The sequence below is a fragment of the Archangium minus genome (genome assembly GCF_044360475.1).
In the GTDB taxonomy this organism is placed as follows: domain Bacteria; phylum Myxococcota; class Myxococcia; order Myxococcales; family Myxococcaceae; genus Archangium; species Archangium minus.
Map to the genome: position 1 here is coordinate 4,724,812 of NZ_CP043494.1, position 17,095 is coordinate 4,741,906.

The window sequence follows — 17,095 nt, forward strand, 5'->3', positions numbered from 1 at the left end:
TTGGAATTCGGGCGGGGTTCTTCAAGATGCTTGCCAACACGGTGGGATGGGGGCTGGCGGGCGCCGCCCGGAGTGGTGGGATCTTGAAAGTTGACGGGCTAGGAGGGGCGTGACACAGGAGTCTCGCGATCCCGCACAGGCCCCCGAGCGAGTCCTCCTCGTGCATCAATTTCCCACAGATATCGGGTGGATAGAGGTCATCTGCGGCTCGATGTACTCCGGCAAGACCGAGGAGTTGATTCGCCGCATCAAGCGTGCCGTATACGGCAAACAAGTGGTCCAGGTCTTCAAGCCGAAACTGGACAACCGCTACGACGAGACCCAGGTCGTCAGCCACTCCCAGTTGAAATTGACCTCCATTCCGATTGAACGGGCTGAAGAAATTTTCCTTCACCTGGCTCCGCGGACCCAAGTGGTGGGTATCGACGAGGTCCAGTTCTTCGGGCCCGAGGTGGTCTCGGTTTGTGAGGCCCTGGCGAATCGGGGGCTGCGCGTCGTCGTCGCGGGACTGGACCAGGACTACCAGGGGCGCCCCTTCGAGCCGATGCCGCAACTGCTGGCCATCGCCGAGTATGTGACGAAGCAACTGGCCATCTGCGTGGTGTGTGGGAATCCGGCCAACCGCTCGCAGCGGCTGGTGGATCGCGGGGAGCGCGTGGTGGTGGGCGCCGCTGGAGCCTATGAGGCTCGCTGCCGCAAGTGCCACCGGGCCGAGCCCACCGAGGCCACGCCTCCCCAGACGCTCGATTTGTTCAAGGACTGAACCTCCGGAGGCCCTGCCATGCGCGACACCCTCTACGCCAACGTCCCCTTCCAGTTGAGCGAGATGCCTCACCGGTATGGCCCCAACGTGCACCTGGTGGGCAATCCGTTCCTGCTCTCGCAGCTGGCGAAACTGTGCTCGAAGGGGACGGTACAGCCGGAGATCAACCGGCTGGTGGCGCTGCTCTACTCGGACCTGGTGAAGACGGTCATCAACGCGGAGTTCCCGCGCAAGATGGTGGCCATGCCCACGCGGATGATCGATCACACGCCGCAGGGCATGTACCAGGGCGAGGTCATCGACCCCGCCGTGCGCGCGGTGACGGTGAATATCGCCCGAGCCGGCACGCTGCCCTCCCAGGTGGCGTATGATCTGCTCAACACCACGGTGGATCCGGTGCTGGTGCGCCAGGATCACATCATCATGAGCCGGATGATCGACGCCAAGGAGACGGTGGTGGGGTCGAACATCGGAGGGGCCAAGATTGGCGGGGACATTGACGATGCGTTCGTCCTCTTCCCGGATCCGATGGGCGCCACCGGAGGCAGCCTGTGCACCGCGGTGTCCATGTACAAGGACAAGGTGCATGGCACGCCCCGGCGCATCCTCAGCCTCAACCTGATCGTCACCCCCGAGTTCCTGCGGAGGATTTCCCGCGAGCATCCGGATGTGGTGGTGTACGCGCTGCGCCTGGACCGCGGGCTGTCACCGCCGGAGGTGTTCGGCACGGTGCCCGGCGAGCTGTGGGAGAAGGAGCGGGGGCTGGATGACCGGCAATACATCGTCCCCGGTGGCGGCGGCTTCGGGGAGATCATGAACAACGCGTACGTGTAGAGGTAGGACCGTGGCTTTCTTCGAGCAGGACGTCGGCATCCACATCGATGAGCAGAAGCTCCAGGCGCGCGTGCGCGAGCTGGGGGCGCAAATCACCCGCGACTATCAGGGCAAGGACCTGACGCTCATCTGCGTGCTCAAGGGCTCGGCGTTCTTCGCCATGGACCTGGCGCGCTACGTGGACCTGCCGCTGACGATCGAGTTCCTCGGGGTGTCCTCGTACCAGGGCGGCACCGAGACGACCGGCGAGGTGCGCATCACCACCGACGTGAGCAAGCCCATGGCGGGCAAGCACCTGCTCGTCATCGAGGACATCATCGACACCGGCCTCACCATGAGCTTCCTGCTGGAGAACCTCAGGGCTCGGCACCCGGCCTCGCTCAAGGTGTGCACGCTGCTGGAGAAGCCGTCTCGCGCGCGCGCCCAGATTCCCATCGACTACAAGGGCTTCGTCATCGACGACGTCTTCGTCGTGGGCTACGGGCTCGACTACGCCGAGCGCTATCGCAACCTGCCCTTCATCGGCGTGATGAAGGGGAAGTAGTCCCGCGCAGCCTTCGTGCTTCGCACGCCCGGTAGGTCTCCGGCCTGGCCACCCCGCGCACCCGGTGGCTCGCAGCTGCCGTGAGCCCGGAGCGGTGGGCAGGGCGGTGGGGTAGACCCCACCGTCTCTGCTCGGGTTCAAACGAGACTGCTCAGCAAGGGGAGCATCCCCCGGGCTCTTCGCCGCAAGCGAGGGTGGTGAACTCCGGGCACTTCGGATCCTTCGTCGCTCCGTTGCCACCTTCGATGCGCGCGAGGTCCTGCACGAACAGCTCCTTGATCTTCTTGGCCTTTTTCTCCTTCTCCTGCGCCATGTCGTGCTCCTGGATCGGGTGACCCGCAGGCCTATCCCGCGGGATCTCAGGCTCGAGGGAGCCTGCATCCGGAAGAACGGCTGCCGGAGTGAGCCCACTCCGTGATGGCCATGAGGCCTTTGCCCGGTCGGCGGCTCGCCCTTCGGCACACCGATCGCCAGGTGGCCGGTGGCTTCAGGGAATGGGCGAGCGTGCAGCCTTGGCGAGCGCTCGGGCGAGGTGGCCGAGTAGATCCGTGCCCGCGCGTGCATCGAAGCCGAGGAACATGGGCGAGGCGTTGAGCTCGAGGAAGCGCAGGGTGCCCCTCACGTCGCGCTTGAGGTCCATCCCCGTCCAGCGCAAGCCCACCACCTCCGTGGCCCGCAGGCACTGGCGCGCCACCTCGGGGGGGAGCTCGAAGGTCTCGATGCGCTCCTCGTTCTGCCGGAAGTCGAGCGCCTTGGAGAGAATGCGCAGGCTGGCGACGATCTCTCCGTCGAGCACGTAGACGCGCACGTCCTCGCCGGGCATGAGCTCCTGGAAGGTCACGGGAGCGGTCTCCAGCGCGGCGAGCCGTGCGTCCGTGAGATCCTCGGGCCCTAGCTCCCGCGTGGCCGCGCCGCCCTCGACGGGCTTGAAGGCCACGCGCCGCCCCGCGGCGAATCGGCGCACCGCCTCCGGGTCGTTCGTCCAGAGCGTCTCGGGCACCGGAAGCCCTGCGTTGGCCAGCAGTGACAGTTGCACCGGCTTGGGCGTGCGCCAGTCCACCGACAGCGGGTTGTAGAGCGGCACGCCCATCGCCTCCCAACGGCCCACCAACCCTCGCAACAGGGTCATCTTCTCGCGGAAGGCCACGAGCGTGGTGCGCCAGTCGTCGTCCATCGCCTCGCTTGCATCCACCCCGAAAGCGAGCGGGTGCGAGTGATAGCTGCGCAGGTAGATGGCTCCGGGTCGCTCGAGCCGGCGGCCATCCAGGGTGATGCCCCCGAGGTCATCCGTGAGCGCTAGCCGCGTCTCCTCCGGGAAGGTGAGGGTGTCCACGACCAGCGTCTTCACCCCTTCTTGCTCGACCCGACGCGCTATCTCCGACACGTGTGCGTCCTCGCGGGAGCCCACGATGAGCACGGGCCGGGCACTCGGTAGGGTCGTCATGGGGCGTGGCTCTCCTGGTGAGGTGTCCGGTGAATCTTTTGGTGCGCATGCTCCCTCTCCCTCTGGGAGAGGGCGGGGGGTGAGGGTATGTCACCCCGTGTTGCGTCCCTTATCCCCATTTCCATTGAGCAGCACAGGGTGGAAATACCCTCACCCTAGTGGAGTGTCCGCGAAGTTTTTGGACATAGTCGCGGGGGGCTGAATAACTCCGGTGGATGAGGAGACGCCCCCCACGACTCATCCACCTCTCGCCCGAAGAGGTGACGTACCTCGAGCAACTGGTGCGAGACGGACGTACCGAGCAACGCATCGCCCGGCGGGCGCGCATCCTGCTGGAGATGGCTGACCCAGCCACCATCGTCTCGGAGTTGGCCGACCGACTCGGCCAGGACCGCAGGACCATCTGGGCACTGTGTCGTCGCTTCGAAGCTCTCGGCGTGGATGTAGTGAAGGACTCCTACCGCCCCGGGCGACCGCGGGAGCTTTCCCCCCTCCAGCGAGTCGAGGTAGAGCGCCTGGCGTGCAGTGAGCCGGCTGGAGTAGGGCTGCACATGACCCACTGGTCCACGCGTAGTCTGGCGCGTGCTGCTCGCCTGAAGGGTATCGCCCCCGCCATTTCACACTCCACGGTAGCTGTCATCCTTCGGGATGCCGCCCTGCAACCGCATCGCTCCCGGTACTGGAAGACACCGACTCCTGATGACGCCTTCCGCCACCAGGCCGCGCAGATTCTCTGGTGTTACGAGCAGGCCCAGAGGCTGGCCGCACGAGGTGAGGTGGTTTTGTGCCTGGACGAGAAGCCCAACATCCAGGTGCTGGAGCGTAACCATCCCTCGCGCTCGACGAGGCCTGGGCTCATCGAGAAACAAGAGTTCGAGTACACACGGCACGGCACGGTGAACTTCCTGGTGAAGTTGGTGGTGCATACCGGCCAGATGCGGGGCTGGTGCCTGGAGCGCAACGACGGCGCTTGCCTGCGAGCAGTGCTCCCCCAACTGCTTGGGGACCACAGCGACGCGCACCGCATCCACCTCATCTGGGATGGAGGTTCCAGCCACGTCGCCCGGGAGACTCTCGACTTCCTGTACAGCAACTACCCTCATGTCCGGGTGCTCTTCACGCCCGCTCACGCCTCCTGGCTCAACCAAGCCGAATTGCTGCTGCGCGCCTTCGCAGCGCACTACCTGCAGCGGGGAAGCTGGGCCAACCGTGACGAGCTCATCGAGCACCTCGACGCCAGCTGGCCCGAATACAACCGCCTCTACGCCCACCCGTTCACCTGGTCGTGGACTCGCTCCAAGATGCACGAGTGGGTGGATCGCCGCCTCTTGTGACTATGTCCAAAAACTTCGCGGACACTCCACTAGCCCTCTCCCAGAGGGAGAGGGGACATCCACGGGTCTGTTCCCACTAGGTCGCGGTCGCAAAACGCGTCAGGTGGAAATCGGCGTCTCCGAAGGTTCGGTCGATCGTCGTCAGCCTCTTGAAGTAGTGCCCGGCGTTGTATTCCATCGTCGTGCCGATTCCTCCGTGCAGCTGGATCGCCCACTGTCCAATGAAGCGGCCCGATCGGCCAATCTGTACCTTCGCGGCGGAGATCGCCTTCGTTCGCGCCTGGGCGTCCGTGCTGTCCGCGCGGTCCGCGGCCAGGATCGCCATGGATTTCGCCTGCTCGTGCGCGATGTACATGTCCACCATGTGGTGCTGCAGCACTTGGAAGCTGCCAATCGGCACGCCGAACTGGGTACGCGTCTTCAGGTAGTCGAGCGTCACCTCGTTCAGTGCCTGCATGTTGCCCACTGCCTCCGAGCACAGCGCCGCGATGCCGCGATCGATCGTCTGCTGGATGAATGGAAACGCGCCACCCTCCGGGCCTAGCAGGGCCGAGCTCGGGACTCGCACTCCCTCGAGCGTGACCTCCGCGGCACGCGTGCCGTCGACGGTGGGGTAGCCGCGGATCTTCAGGCCCGGCGCGCCGCGCTCGACCACGAACAGTGACAGACCTTCCCGGTCGCTCGTCTTGCCCGCCGTGCGCGCCGAGACGATCAGTCTGTCGGCGCAGTCGCCCCCAAGCACCACCGCTTTGGCTCCGTCGAGCCGGTAGCCGTTCGCGTCTCGCTTCGCCGTGGTCTCCACGTGGGTGAGCGAATAGCGCGACTTGGGCTCTCCGTGGGCGAAGGCCAGGAACATCCCTCCCTCCGCCACGCGGGGTAGCAGCTCGGATTTCTGGGCCTCGCTGCCTGCTGCTCGGATGAGGCCCGCCCCCAGGACGACCGTGGGGATGAACGGCTCCACCACCATCCCTCGGCCGAATGCCTCCAGGACGATCGCGAGATCCTGGAAGGTGCCGCCGATGCCACCGTGCTCCTCGGGGATCTCCACCCCCAGCAGGCCCAGCTCGGCGAAGGTGGCCCACATCTTCCGGGAGAAACCCTCCTCCGAGGCCAGGATCTTCGCCCGCTCCTCGAAACCGTAGCGTTCGCGGATGAGACGGGCGGCCGTGTCTCGCAGCATCTGCTGCGTGTCGCTCAGACTGAAGTCCATGTGACTCTCTCTCCTTCCGCTCCGACTCAGAGGCCGAGCACGGCCTTGGCCAGGATGTTCCGCTGGATCTCGTTGGAACCGCCGTAGATCGTCACCTTGCGGTAGTTGAAGTAGTCCGGCGCCAACGGGGCCGCGTACTCCGGACCGATCGGCTCTCCCTTCTTCCAGCCGAACTCTCGGGCCTCAGGGTTGTACGGCAGCGCGTAGGGGCCCACGGCCTCCATCATCAGCTCGGTCAGGGTCTGCTGAATCTCCGAGCCCTTGATCTTCAGCATGTTGGCCTCGGCCCCCGGTGCCTGGCCAGACTGCTCGGCGGCGATCATGCGCAGGTTGGTCAACTCCAGCGCCATCAGCTCGATCTCCACCGCCGCGACCTTCTCGCGGAAGCCCGGGGTCTCCATCAGCGGCACGCCCTCGACCTTCTCCTCCGTGGCGATCTTCTTCAGCCGCGTCAGCTCCGCCTTCGAGCGGCCAATCCGCGCAATGTTGGTGCGCTCGTGGCTCAGCAGGAACTTGGCGTAGCTCCAGCCCATCCCAGGTTGGCCGACGATGTTCTCCTTCGGCACGCGCACGTTGTCGAAGAAGACCTCGTTGACCTCGTGCGCACCGTCGACGGTGATGATCGGGCGGAGCGTGATGCCCGGCGTGCTCATGTCCGCCAGCAGCATGGAGATGCCCTGCTGCTTCTTGGCCGACGGATCCGTGCGCGCCAGCAGGAAGATCATGTTCGCGTACTGGCCCAGGGTGGTCCACGTCTTCTGCCCGTTGAGCACCCACTCGTCACCGTCGAGCTCCGCCTTCATCCTCAGCGACGCCAGGTCCGAGCCCGAGCCCGGCTCGGAGAAGCCCTGGCACCACCAGTCGTCCATCCGCAGGATGCGCGGCAGGTAATAGTCCTTCTGCTTCTGACTGCCGTAGGCCATCAGCACCGGCCCAATCATGCTCAGGCCGAAGGGCAGGGCCTGGGGCGCTCCCTCCTCGGACAGCACCTCGTCGAAGAGGTGTTGCTGGACCGAGGTCCAACCGGGGCCGCCGTACTCCTTCGGCCAGCGCGGCCCTCCCCAGCCTCGCGCGTGGAGCCGGCGCTGCCACTCGACCTGCTCCTCCTTGCTGAGGTGCTGGTGCTGGAGGACCCGGTCGCGCGTTTCGGGTGGAAGGTTGGCCCGTACCCACTGCCGTACTTCGTCGGCGAAGGCGAGTTCCTCGGGGGTGTAGTTCAGATCCATGATGTCTCCAGGACGTGTCTCGTTGGATTCGTTGGATGCCAGTCCGCTCAGGGTTCAGACAGCCTGGGCGAAGCCCTTGCCCTCGGCGACCAACCGCTCCAACAGCGGGGATGGCGTCCACCAGCGAGGCCCATGCTGGCGTGCGTACTCGCGGATCCTCTCCAGCGCCTTGGGCAGACCCAGTTCGTGCTCCGCCCAGAACATCGGGCCTCCCCGGTGGGCCGGGAAGCCGTAGCCGTAGAGGTAGACGATGTCGATGTCGCTGGCCCGGTAGGCGATGCCCTCGCGCAGCACCTCGCAGCCGATGTTCACCATGGCCAGGAAGCAGCGCTCGAGGATCTCCTGCTCACTGATCTCCCGACGCTTGATGCCGTATTGAGCGGCCGTCTCCTCAATCACCTTGGCGACCACGTCTGAGGGGATGGGCGTGCGCTGGCCCGACTCGTAGTCGTAGAAGCCCGCCTTGGTCTTCTGGCCGAGCCGGCCCATCTCGACCAGCTTGTCCGCCACGGCTCCGGACTTCACGTCGAAGGTGCCGGGCTCCCGGTCCTTGCGAGACTTGTAGCCAATGTCGAGGCCGGCCAGGTCGAACATCTGCAGCACGCCCATGGGCATGCCGAACTTCACCAGCGCCTGGTCCACCTGCTGCGGCGTGGCGCCCTCGAGGATCAGCAGGCTGCCCTCACGCCCGTAGCCCTCCAGCATGCGGTTGCCGATGAAGCCGTGGCAGTTGCCGGCGACCACGCCCACCTTCTTGATGCGCTTGGCGACGTCCAGCGCCGTTGCCAGTACGTCCGGCGCGGTTCGGGCGCCTCGGACAATCTCCAGCAGCTTCATGACGTTGGCGGGGGAGAAGAAGTGCATTCCCAGCACGTCCTCCGGCCGCGAGGTGTAGCCGGCGATGGTGTCGATCGACAGGTACGAGGTGTTGGAGGCCAGGATGGCGCCCTTCTTGGCGACTCGATCCAGGGTCTCGAAGACCTTCTTCTTGATCTCCAGCGTCTCGAACACCGCCTCGATGATGAGATCCGCGTCCGCCAGCGCATCGTAGGACAGGGTCGGTTTGATGAGGCCCATGCGGGTCTCCACCTGCTCCGACGTCAGGCGCCCCTTGGCCGCCGTGGCCTCGTAGTTCTTGCGGATGACGCCCAGGCCTCGGTCCAGCCCTTCCTGGTTCACCTCCAGGAGCGTCACGGGAATGCCGGCGTTCGCGAAGTTCATGGCGATGCCACCGCCCATGGTGCCCGCGCCAATGATGGCCACCGACTTGATGGAGCGCGGCTTCACGTCCGCGGGCAGGCCGGGGATCTTCGAGACCTGACGCTCGGCGAAGAAGACGTGCTGGAGCGCCTTGGCCTGGCTGCTCTTCGCGCACTCGAAGAACAGGTCTTGCTCGCGCTGGATGCCTTGATCGAAGGGCAGGGTGATCGCGGCCTCCACGGCGTCGATGATGCGCTGCGGGGAGAAGAGGTTGCGCTTCTCCTTGGCGGTGCGCTGGCGTGCGGTATCGAAGAAGCCGGCAGGGAGGGAGTTCGGGGAGAGGGTGATGTCGCGGACCCTGCGCCGCGGCGAGCCGATCTTCTCCCGCGCGAAGGCGACAGCGGCCTCGGTCAGGTCGCCCACCACGAGCTTGTCGATGGCGCCCATCTCCTGCGCGGCAGGTGCCGGAATCGGGTCACCGGAGATCATGGCCTGCAGGGCCGGCTCAATGCCGACCAGACGCGGCAGACGCTGGGTGCCACCAGCTCCCGGCAGGATGCCCAGCTTCACCTCGGGCAGGCCGACCTGGGCGTTCGCCAGGGCCACGCGATAGTCGCAGGCCAGCGCGACCTCGAAGCCGCCGCCAAAGGCCGTTCCGTGGATCGCCGCCACCACGGGCTTGGAGAACGCGTCGAGTGCGTCGATCACCTCCGGCAGGCTCGGAAGCCTGGGCGGGCCGCTGAACTCGGTGATGTCGGCGCCCGCCATGAAGGTGCGGCCGGCGCAGGCGATGACCAGGACTTTGATGGCGCTATCGGCTTCCGCCTGCTTCAGCCCGTCGAGTATGGCCACTCGTACGGCCTGGCTGATGGCGTTCACCGGAGGGTTGTCGATCCAAAGGATGCCCACGTCACCGTGCGCTTCGAAGCGTCCCGACATTCGCCTATCTCCTTTTTGGCCGCTCCTCTCTAGCAAGTTTGTCCAGCGCAGGTGGGGCGGCTCCTGTTGTCACATTTTCTTATTGGTTTGGGAGGCTACACTCGCTCGCCGTCGTCAGCAGCAGCGAGCCCGAGAACAACCACAAACCTTGTTGTGGAAGAGCAGGTGTAGAACTGCTCACCCGGCTGCCCCCCAATCGGTGGGGCACCGGGGGCCCTGTGGGCAAGAATGGTCGAGATCTCCATTTTCCTCTGAGGGATGGAGCCCCATAGGAAGGTGAGGAATGACCTCACTCGGAGAGCTGCTCTGTAACCATACAGACGAGCTCGTACAACGGTGGTACGCGCGATGGCTTCAGGAGGGGCCCGCGATCCATGGAATGACGGAGGCCGCAATCAAGGATCACCTGGCCGTCCAACTCCGGGTTATCGGCGATACGCTGCGCGAGGGAGGTGCCTCTGAATCTCCCCGGAAGCTGTGGGAGCAGCCTGGACGGCTGGATCCCGAGCAGCGCGTGCGCGACGCGGAGCCCATCGAGGAGGTGGTGCGCGAGTACGCATACGTCATCGAGGAGGTCCGCCTTTGGCTTGAAGAGCGGGACGAGCAGGTTTCCGTCCACGAGTACTCGTTCTTCTCCATCGCCATCTTCGAGCTCGCCGCCGAGTCGGCGCGCCGGTTCGCGAAGTACCAGGGAGAGCAGGTGGCCCGTGAGCGCTCGGAGTACGTGGCGGGCATCGCGCACCAGTTGCGCACGCCACTCTCCACGCTGAGCTTGTATGTCCAGCAGCTAGAGGGTGGGAAGCGCGCGCCGGACACCCGGGCCGTGGAGCGGCTACGCCGCACGGTGAACCGGCTGAGCCGGCTGGTCGACGGCATTCTCCGGCTGGAGCGCTTCAAGCCCGACGAGATGCCTGTCCACCCGGAGTCTCTCGCCCCGGCCCAGGTCATCGACCAGCTCGTCGCGGATTATGAGCACGATGCCAGCCGCAAGGGCTTGCGGCTCGACGTCTCCACCAACTGGTCCGCGCGCATGACGGTGGACCGGGACCTGTTGGTGGACGCGCTCGGAAACCTCATCCAGAACGCCATCAAGTACACCGAAAAAGGCTTCGTGCGCGTCACGATGGAGGAGCAGGAGAACGAGGTGGTGTTCAAGGTGGAGGACTCCGGCCCTGGTATCAGCCCCGAGCGCCAGCGGGAGCTATTCCGGCCCGTGCAGCCAGGGCAACCCGGTGGCGTTGGGTTGGGCTTGAGCATTGCTTTCCGTTCCGCAGCGGCACAGGGCGGGACGCTGGAACTCGAGAGCGAGCCGGGCCGGGGCAGCACCTTCCGACTGTGCCTGCCCCGGGTCGTGCGTGCGCGAGAGGGGCAGGCCGAGGAATTCGGGGAGACCTCCCTCGAGGAGGACGCTTCACCTTCGGTTCATTAGCCAGCCTCAGGTGCGCAGGAGCTGCTTGCTGGCTACCGTCTTCTTTGCCGCCTTCTTCTGGGGGGCGGCCTTCTTCGCGGCGGGCTTCTTCGCGGCGGGCTTCTTCGCTGCCGTCTTCTTCGCCGCGGCCGTCGCGGGCTTCCGGGCCGGGGCGCTCCGGGCCTTGGCGGGCGCAGCCGTTGTCTCTCCTGCCTCGCCGCTGAGCTGCGCCACGAGCTTCTTGGGCGCCACCGCGCGGTAGCTCTCGTCGAGCCACTTGCTCAGCAACTCCACCGGGGGCGTGTCGCGCGCACCGAAGTTGACGCTGACCCAGCCGCTCTTGCCCAGGCCGTACCCGGTCGGCTGCGCGAAGGGCAGCATCAGCGCCGCTCCATTCGACTGCGGCAGCTTGACGGACATGAAGAAGCCCTCGGCGCTGACTCCCATGAAGACGAAGGCCTTGCCCTTCACCTTCAGCGTCCGGTGGCCCCACGGGAAGTCCTCGGTGACCTCGGGGTAGCGCATGCCCACCTCGCGCAAGGCCATTTCGAATGGCACGAGTCTCTTCATCTCGGGGGGAACAGGGGTCATCGTCATGGGGCACGTCTCCTCGTGGGCCCACACGTATACCGCACGGTGGCGCGGATGAAGCGCGCCCCCGTCCCCCTCCACGCTCAGTGTGCTCGACAGTTGCTCAGCGCGTCGGGCCCGTCCCGGGCTGCTCCGTCCCGGTGGGGCGCTGCTGCGTCTCGCTATCGGTGGTCCGCATTCCCTGCGAGGGCGCAGCAGGTGTCGTCGTGCTCCCCGGTGCCTGTTGCGTCGGCGCCGGCTGTTGCCCCTGTGCGGCCGGCGGGGGAATGGGCGTCTCGGGCGGCGTCGAGGCGTCGCTGGACTCGCCGAAGCTCGCATCCGCGGCCCGCAGCGCCTTCTCCAGCGCCTGCGCCGCCGGGCCTACCGTGGAGAGCAGTTGGTTGGCCCGCTGCGTGTTCCGGTTCCGGCTCTCCGCCGCCAGCTTCAACTGCGTCAGCGCCTCCGTTACGTCTCGCCGCGCCTCCTCCAGCTTCTGCCTCGCCTGGAAGAAGGCCACATCCGCCTTCATCGTCTCCAGCGTGCGACGCTGCTCCTCCGTCAGCCCGGAGAGGAGCTCCGCGCGCCGCAGGTAGTAAAGCCCTTTTTCCAGGAGTTCCGAGTTGTCCGACTGCACCTTGGGGCGGGCAAGCCCCTCCAACACCGGAAAGAGGGCCCGGTCCAGCTCATCCCGCTCGGTGAACTTCTGCTCCAGCAGGGACGAGACGTCCCGGCCTTCCACGGCGATGGGGGCATAGGTGTCCACCAGTCGCGCGTCCCCGGGCCGGTAGGGCACCGCCCCCGTAGGTAGCAGCCGCCCCTTCATCACCACCAATTGCCCGTTTTCCAAGGTCAGGGTGAAGGTCCGGGCGTTCAGTTGAGACAGCAAGAAGGCCACCGCCCCTCCCAGACCGAGGATGAGGAGGGTGACGAGCAGGCGCGTGAAGGCGCTCGTGGCCCGGCGACCGAAGCTCGGCCGATTCTGTTGAGGGTTCATCATGGGATTCATATCGCTTGCTCCCCAGACGTCCGGGCGGGGAGGCGATTTCCCGGCCCCGGTCCTTTCCTTGGGACAACCGTCCCCAGGGCTATACTCGGCTGTCCGACCTCATGCATCCCACATTCCGCCGCCTGGGGACCAGCGAGCTGTTGCCCCGGTACATTTTCGCGGAGGGCCTCTTCGCACGCCGACGCGTGTTGGAGATCGACGCCGTTGCCACCACCGGCGGCGAGAGCGCGCGCTTCCTCCTGGAGCGTGGCGCCCGCACCGTCGTGGCGTGTGATGCGGACCTCAAGGCGGTCGAGGCGGCCCAGAAGGCCCACGGCAGCGCCACGCTGCGCTACCGCGCCAACGTCTACGACGACCTCGAGCCCGGCAGCTTCGATCTGGTGCTGGTGGCGGACCTGGCCCCCTATGTGCGCGCGCCCACGCTGCTCGCCGAGCTGGCGCGGCTCGTGAGCCGGCAGGGTTACCTCATCGGCGGCCTGCGCAACACGGCGGGCCTCGCCCTCTGGCAGCTCATGGAGGTGGAGGAGGGGGTGCCGCCCACGTATGGGCAGTTGCTCGACGCGCTCTCGCCGCACTTCGCCCAGGTGGAGGTGGCCACCCAGTCTCCCGTGCTGGGCTATCAGCTCGCCTTCGAGAAGGGGGATGGCCTCCAGGTGGATGGCACCCTCATCCACGGCGGTGAGGCGGCCTACTTCGTGGTGGTGGCCGGCCAGGAGCCCGCCCGCATCGTGGACCCCACCTGGGTGCAGCTGCCTCCCGAGCCGCTCGCCTTCACCCGCGGGAAGCTGGACGAGGTGGCCCAGCGCGCCAAGGGGTGGGAGGAGCGCACCGGACGCCTCAAGGAGTCCCTCACCCGGCTGCGCGCGGAGCTGACGGATCGCGAGACGGAGCTCGCCCAGCTCAAGCCCTCGCTGGAGGTCGCTCGCAACGACGTGGCCCGGCTCACCGCGCAGTTGGAGCAGGCGCGCGGTACCCCCGAGGCCGCCCGCGAGCGCGATGAGCTGTCCTCCCGCCTGCGCCGCACCGAGCTGGAGTTGCAGGTGGCCCTGGAGCGCGTGACGGACGCGGACCGGCGCCTCACCCAGCAGCGGCTGGAGCTGGAGGCCGCGGAGCGCGCCCGGAAGGAGGCGGATGTCCAGGCCCTGGGTGCTCAGGAGACGTTGCGGCTGGAGCGTGCCCGCCGCGAGGAGCTGAACACCTCCCTGGAGGAGTCTCGCGAGCGCCTCACCCAGGCGTACACCCAGCTGCGCGAGCTGCAGGACGAGCTGGCCGCTCTGCGTGTTGAGCGCGAGAAGGACAGGCTCTCCTCCGAGCGCGCGCGGGAGCAGTCCGAGGAGCTGCGGCGACAGGTGGAGGCTGCCCGCGAGCGGGAGCTGCGCATCGCCGAGCAGTACTCGACGGCGCTCGCCGCGGTGGAGCTGCTCAAGTCGGACGTGGCCCGTGCCGAGAGCGCGCGTGAGGCCTCGGAAAAATCGCTGCGCCTCCAAGACGCGGACCTGGCGCGCCTGACGCGCGAGGTGGAGGACGGTGTCCGGCGCGTGTCGGCCGCGGAGGCTGCCCGGCGAGACGCGGAGCTGCGCCTCACCGCTCGCGAGGCCGAGTGGCGTGGGTTGGATACAGAGCTGACGGCGGCGCGAGCCACCGTGGAGCAGCTCACGGCAGAGGTGGACGCCCGCTCTCGCGCCGAGGCCAACGCTCGGGCGATGGCGGCCCAGCTCGAGCAGTCCCTGCACGAGCTCCAGGGGCGCCTGGCTTCGATGGAGGAGGAGCGGGTCCGCGCCGCGGTGGAGCTGGAGGAGTCCATCGACGAGGAGCGTCGGCGCGCCGAGGAGCGGCTGGCGCAGGCGGTCGCGGTGGAGCGGGCGAGGGCGGAGAAGGCCGAGGCCGAGTTCGCGCGGGAGCGTGCCGCGCGCGAGGCCCAGGAGCTCCGCGCCGAGGGGCTTGAGAATCAGGTGGCGGTGGAGGCCGGTGCGCGTGAGGACGCCGCGCGGGCCCTCGCCGAGCTGGAGGCACAGCAACAGCAGTGGGCCGACGAGCGTGGTGCCCTGCGCCGGCGCGTGGTGGAAGTGGAGGCCCTGCTGACGGAGCTGGAGCGGGTGCGGGCCTCGGACGTGGAGTCCATCTCCCGGCTCGACGCGGCACTGAAGGCGACGCAGGGCTCCATCGCAGCGGAGCAACAGGCTCGGGCGACTGCCGACGAGGAGCGTGAGCAGGCCCTGGCCGAGCTCGAGTTCGAGCGGCAGGGGAGGGTTCGGCTGGAGGAAGCCGTGGCTCGGGCTCAGGCCGAGCTCGCGGCGGAGCAGAAGCGGCTGGAGGCGGCCCGGGAAGAGCTCTCGCACACTCGCGCCGGACTCGAAACCGAGCGGCAACTGCGCATCGAGTCGAACGAGGAAGGGTCGCGTACCCGGTCCGAGCTCGATGATGAGCGTCAGCAGCGGCTCCACGCGGAAGAAGTGCTGAAGCGGGCCCGGGCGGCGCTGGAGGCCGAGCGGCAACGTGTCACCCAGCTCGAGTCCGCGCTGGAGTCCGCGCAGCAGGCACACGGGGCCTCGGAAGAGTCCTTTGTCCAGGTTCGCGCTGAGCTCGACACCGAGCGGAAGCAGCGCGCCGAGGCCGAGGAGTCGCTGGCGGCGGTTCGTGCCGAGCTGGAAACGGAGCGCGAGGGCCGAGCCCTCTCCGAGGAATCGCTGGCGGCCCTCCGGACGGAGCTCGACGCCGAGCGGCAGCAGCGGGCCGAGGCCGAGGAGTTGTTCACGGCGGAGCGCCAGGAGGCGGATGCGCTGCTGTCCCAGGTGCGTGCCGCGCTCGAGACAGAGCAGCGGGCTCGCGCCGAGGTGGAGAGCGGGCTCGCGGAGCTGCGCTCGACGCTGGCGGAGACGCAGGGGACGCTTTCGGCGCTGGAGGTTTCGCTCGCCGAGGCCCGTGCCGAGACGGAGTCCTTGCAACAGGAGCTGGAATCCGAGCGCACCGCACGCGCGGAGCTGGAGCAGTCGCTGTCCGAGGCTCGCGCGGATCTGGAGTCCGCTCGAGCTGGGGCGGACGAGCGCGAGCAGGCCCAGATTGAGGCACTGGAGGCGGCTCGGCAGGAGTCCTCGGCATTGCGCGCGGAGCTGGAGGCGGCCCGGCGTGAGGGGACGGAGCTCGGCGCTTCCCTGGCGGAGCAGAAGCGGCTGGTCGAAGAGCTTCGGGCCCGCGAGGAAGCCATCACCTCCGAGCGCGAGGCCCGCAAGCGCGACGCGGTGGAAGTCCGGGTGGAGCTGGAGGGCCTCCAGGACGAGCTCGCGAAGAAGGATCAGGAGCTGGCGGCGCTACGCGCCCAGGTGGCGCAGCTCGATGCCGCTCGGTTCCAGGCGCAGCAGGCCTCCATGGTGATTCAGCAGGCCCACCAGGGCTTGAGGGATCGGGACGCCCACATCGCGCACCTCCAGAAGGAGCTGTCCGAAGCCAAGGCCCGGCTCACCTCCGAGCACGAGCAGATGGAGCTGCTCACCGTGCAGCTCGAATCCGCGCGGCGCATCGCGGGCAAGGCGCCCTCGCTCGAGTCGGCCCTTCAGGAGGAGCGCGTGGCGCTCGGGTCAGCCCGGACGGAGCTGGAGACGGCACGTGCTGAGCTGGAAACCACCCGCGCCGATCTGGAGACCCTTCGCGCCGAGCTGGTGCAGGCGCTTGCCGCGGGCCAGGCGGAGCGGGAGCGGGTCACGGTGGTGGCGCGTTCGGCGGGCGAGCTCGAGTCCCGACTCGCGGAGGCGCGCGCCGAGCTGGAGGCAGCGAAGGCAATGCAGTCCGAGCTGGAGCTCCAAGCGGAGGAGACGGAGCGCCTGACCCGGGAGCGCGAGGCGTCCATCCTGTCCAAGCTGGCCGAGCTGGAGGCCCAGGCGGAGGAGACGGAGCGTCAAACCCGGGAGCGCGAGGCGTCCACGGAGGCGAAGCTCGCCGAGTTGCAGGCCCAGGTGGAGGATGCGGAGCGGCGAGCGCAGGCCCGGGAGAGCTCCACGCAAGCAGTGCAGGAGCAGTTCGCGAAGCTCGAGGCAGAGAAGGGCACGCTCATGTCCGAGCGCGAGCGGCTCAACTCGGACCTCACGGTGGCTCGCGCGGCGCGCATCCGACTGGAAGGCCGGGTGACAGCACTGGAGGCGGCCTCCGCCGAGGCGGTGAAGTTCCTCGATGCCGAGCGCGCGGAGAAGACGAAGCAGCAGCAGGCCGTCGAGGCGCTGACTGCCCGTCTCCAGACACTCGAAACAGAACGTGCTGGACTGCGCGAGAAGATCAAGCAACTCGAGACACGTAAGCCGGTGTCGGACTCCGAGGCGATCTTGGAGATGTCCGAGGAAGTGGAGCGGCTGCAGGGGGAGATCGAGGCTCTCCAGGCCACCGTGGCCGAGCGCGATGCGGCCTTGGCGGAGCAGAAGCGCCTCTTGGAGGCCAAGGAGGCCGAGCTGGCTCCGCTCAAGCGCATGGCGGCTCGCAAGGGAGCCGATACTGTCCAGGACATCTACGCGCGCGCCAACGCGGAGCTGAACGCGGTGAAGAATGAGTTGCTTCGCCGCCCGAAGGGGGGCACATCCGCTTCAGCCCCCGCGTCCACGCCGAACCCGAAACCCGACGAGCAGGGCTGAA

At 67.5% G+C, this 17,095-nt stretch carries 13 protein-coding genes; 6 read left to right on the top strand and 7 right to left on the bottom strand.

The genetic code is table 11. The features are described from left to right. Nucleotides 1-160: 160 nt before the first annotated feature. Genes F0U60_RS19555 through hpt form a run of 3 tightly spaced genes read left to right on the top strand, consistent with a single transcriptional unit; the run spans nucleotide 161 to nucleotide 2,141 of the window. Nucleotides 161-763 (top strand): thymidine kinase, encoded by a 603-nt coding sequence (locus tag F0U60_RS19555; protein WP_395825314.1) that lies wholly within the window; start codon nucleotides 161-163, stop codon nucleotides 761-763. Between the two features lie 18 nt (nucleotides 764-781). Next, the gene (locus F0U60_RS19560) at nucleotides 782-1,597 is read left to right on the top strand and encodes a uracil phosphoribosyltransferase (RefSeq protein ID WP_395822182.1); all 816 of its coding nucleotides are present in this window, start codon (nucleotides 782-784) and stop codon (nucleotides 1,595-1,597) included. Between the two features lie 10 nt (nucleotides 1,598-1,607). After that, nucleotides 1,608-2,141, top strand: coding sequence for a hypoxanthine phosphoribosyltransferase (gene hpt, locus F0U60_RS19565; protein ID WP_395822184.1), 534 nt, complete (start codon nucleotides 1,608-1,610; stop codon nucleotides 2,139-2,141). A 151-nt stretch (nucleotides 2,142-2,292) separates the two neighbouring features. On the opposite strand, the gene F0U60_RS19570 is transcribed toward hpt, so the two are convergent. Continuing rightward, nucleotides 2,293-2,454 (bottom strand): hypothetical protein, encoded by a 162-nt coding sequence (locus F0U60_RS19570; RefSeq protein WP_395822186.1) that lies wholly within the window; start codon nucleotides 2,452-2,454, stop codon nucleotides 2,293-2,295. A gap of 174 nt (nucleotides 2,455-2,628) precedes the next feature. Next, nucleotides 2,629-3,585: a RimK family alpha-L-glutamate ligase gene (locus tag F0U60_RS19575; protein WP_395822188.1), complete on the bottom strand. Its 957-nt coding sequence runs from the start codon at nucleotides 3,583-3,585 to the stop codon at nucleotides 2,629-2,631. 215 nt (nucleotides 3,586-3,800) lie between these two features. On the opposite strand from F0U60_RS19575, the gene F0U60_RS19580 reads away from it, so the two are divergent. Next, nucleotides 3,801-4,919, top strand: coding sequence for an IS630 family transposase (locus F0U60_RS19580; protein ID WP_395822190.1), 1,119 nt, complete (start codon nucleotides 3,801-3,803; stop codon nucleotides 4,917-4,919). Nucleotides 4,920-4,995: 76 nt separating this feature from the next. Here F0U60_RS19580 and F0U60_RS19585 read toward each other — a convergent pair whose 3' ends face one another. From F0U60_RS19585 to F0U60_RS19595, 3 genes are read right to left on the bottom strand one after another with little or no spacing between them, the layout of a single operon-like run. Then, on the bottom strand, nucleotides 4,996-6,129 hold the full coding sequence (locus F0U60_RS19585) for an acyl-CoA dehydrogenase family protein (RefSeq protein ID WP_395822192.1): 1,134 nt from the start codon (nucleotides 6,127-6,129) through the stop codon (nucleotides 4,996-4,998). 26 nt (nucleotides 6,130-6,155) lie between these two features. Continuing rightward, entirely contained in the window at nucleotides 6,156-7,355 is a 1,200-nt protein-coding gene (locus tag F0U60_RS19590; protein WP_395822194.1) for an acyl-CoA dehydrogenase family protein, read from the bottom strand. Nucleotides 7,356-7,409: 54 nt separating this feature from the next. Then, on the bottom strand, nucleotides 7,410-9,494 hold the full coding sequence (locus F0U60_RS19595; protein ID WP_395822196.1) for a 3-hydroxyacyl-CoA dehydrogenase NAD-binding domain-containing protein: 2,085 nt from the start codon (nucleotides 9,492-9,494) through the stop codon (nucleotides 7,410-7,412). A 379-nt stretch (nucleotides 9,495-9,873) separates the two neighbouring features. Here F0U60_RS19595 and F0U60_RS19600 point away from each other — a divergent pair, with 379 nt between their 5' ends. Next, a complete protein-coding gene (locus F0U60_RS19600) occupies nucleotides 9,874-10,923 on the top strand; it encodes a sensor histidine kinase (RefSeq protein ID WP_395822198.1) in 1,050 nt (349 codons plus the stop codon). Nucleotides 10,924-10,929: 6 nt separating this feature from the next. Here the strand turns inward: F0U60_RS19600 and F0U60_RS19605 are convergent, their stop codons facing one another. Together F0U60_RS19605 and F0U60_RS19610 are read right to left on the bottom strand one after the other, a co-directional pair. After that, nucleotides 10,930-11,499 carry an MmcQ/YjbR family DNA-binding protein gene (locus F0U60_RS19605; RefSeq protein WP_395822200.1) on the bottom strand — a complete coding sequence of 190 codons (570 nt, stop codon included), beginning with the start codon at nucleotides 11,497-11,499 and terminating at the stop codon, nucleotides 10,930-10,932. Between the two features lie 97 nt (nucleotides 11,500-11,596). Beyond that, nucleotides 11,597-12,478: an IF-2 protein gene (locus F0U60_RS19610; protein ID WP_395822202.1), complete on the bottom strand. Its 882-nt coding sequence runs from the start codon at nucleotides 12,476-12,478 to the stop codon at nucleotides 11,597-11,599. A gap of 101 nt (nucleotides 12,479-12,579) precedes the next feature. On the opposite strand from F0U60_RS19610, the gene F0U60_RS19615 reads away from it, so the two are divergent. Beyond that, the gene (locus tag F0U60_RS19615) at nucleotides 12,580-17,094 is read left to right on the top strand and encodes a methyltransferase domain-containing protein (protein WP_395822204.1); all 4,515 of its coding nucleotides are present in this window, start codon (nucleotides 12,580-12,582) and stop codon (nucleotides 17,092-17,094) included. Nucleotide 17,095 lies beyond the last annotated feature (1 nt).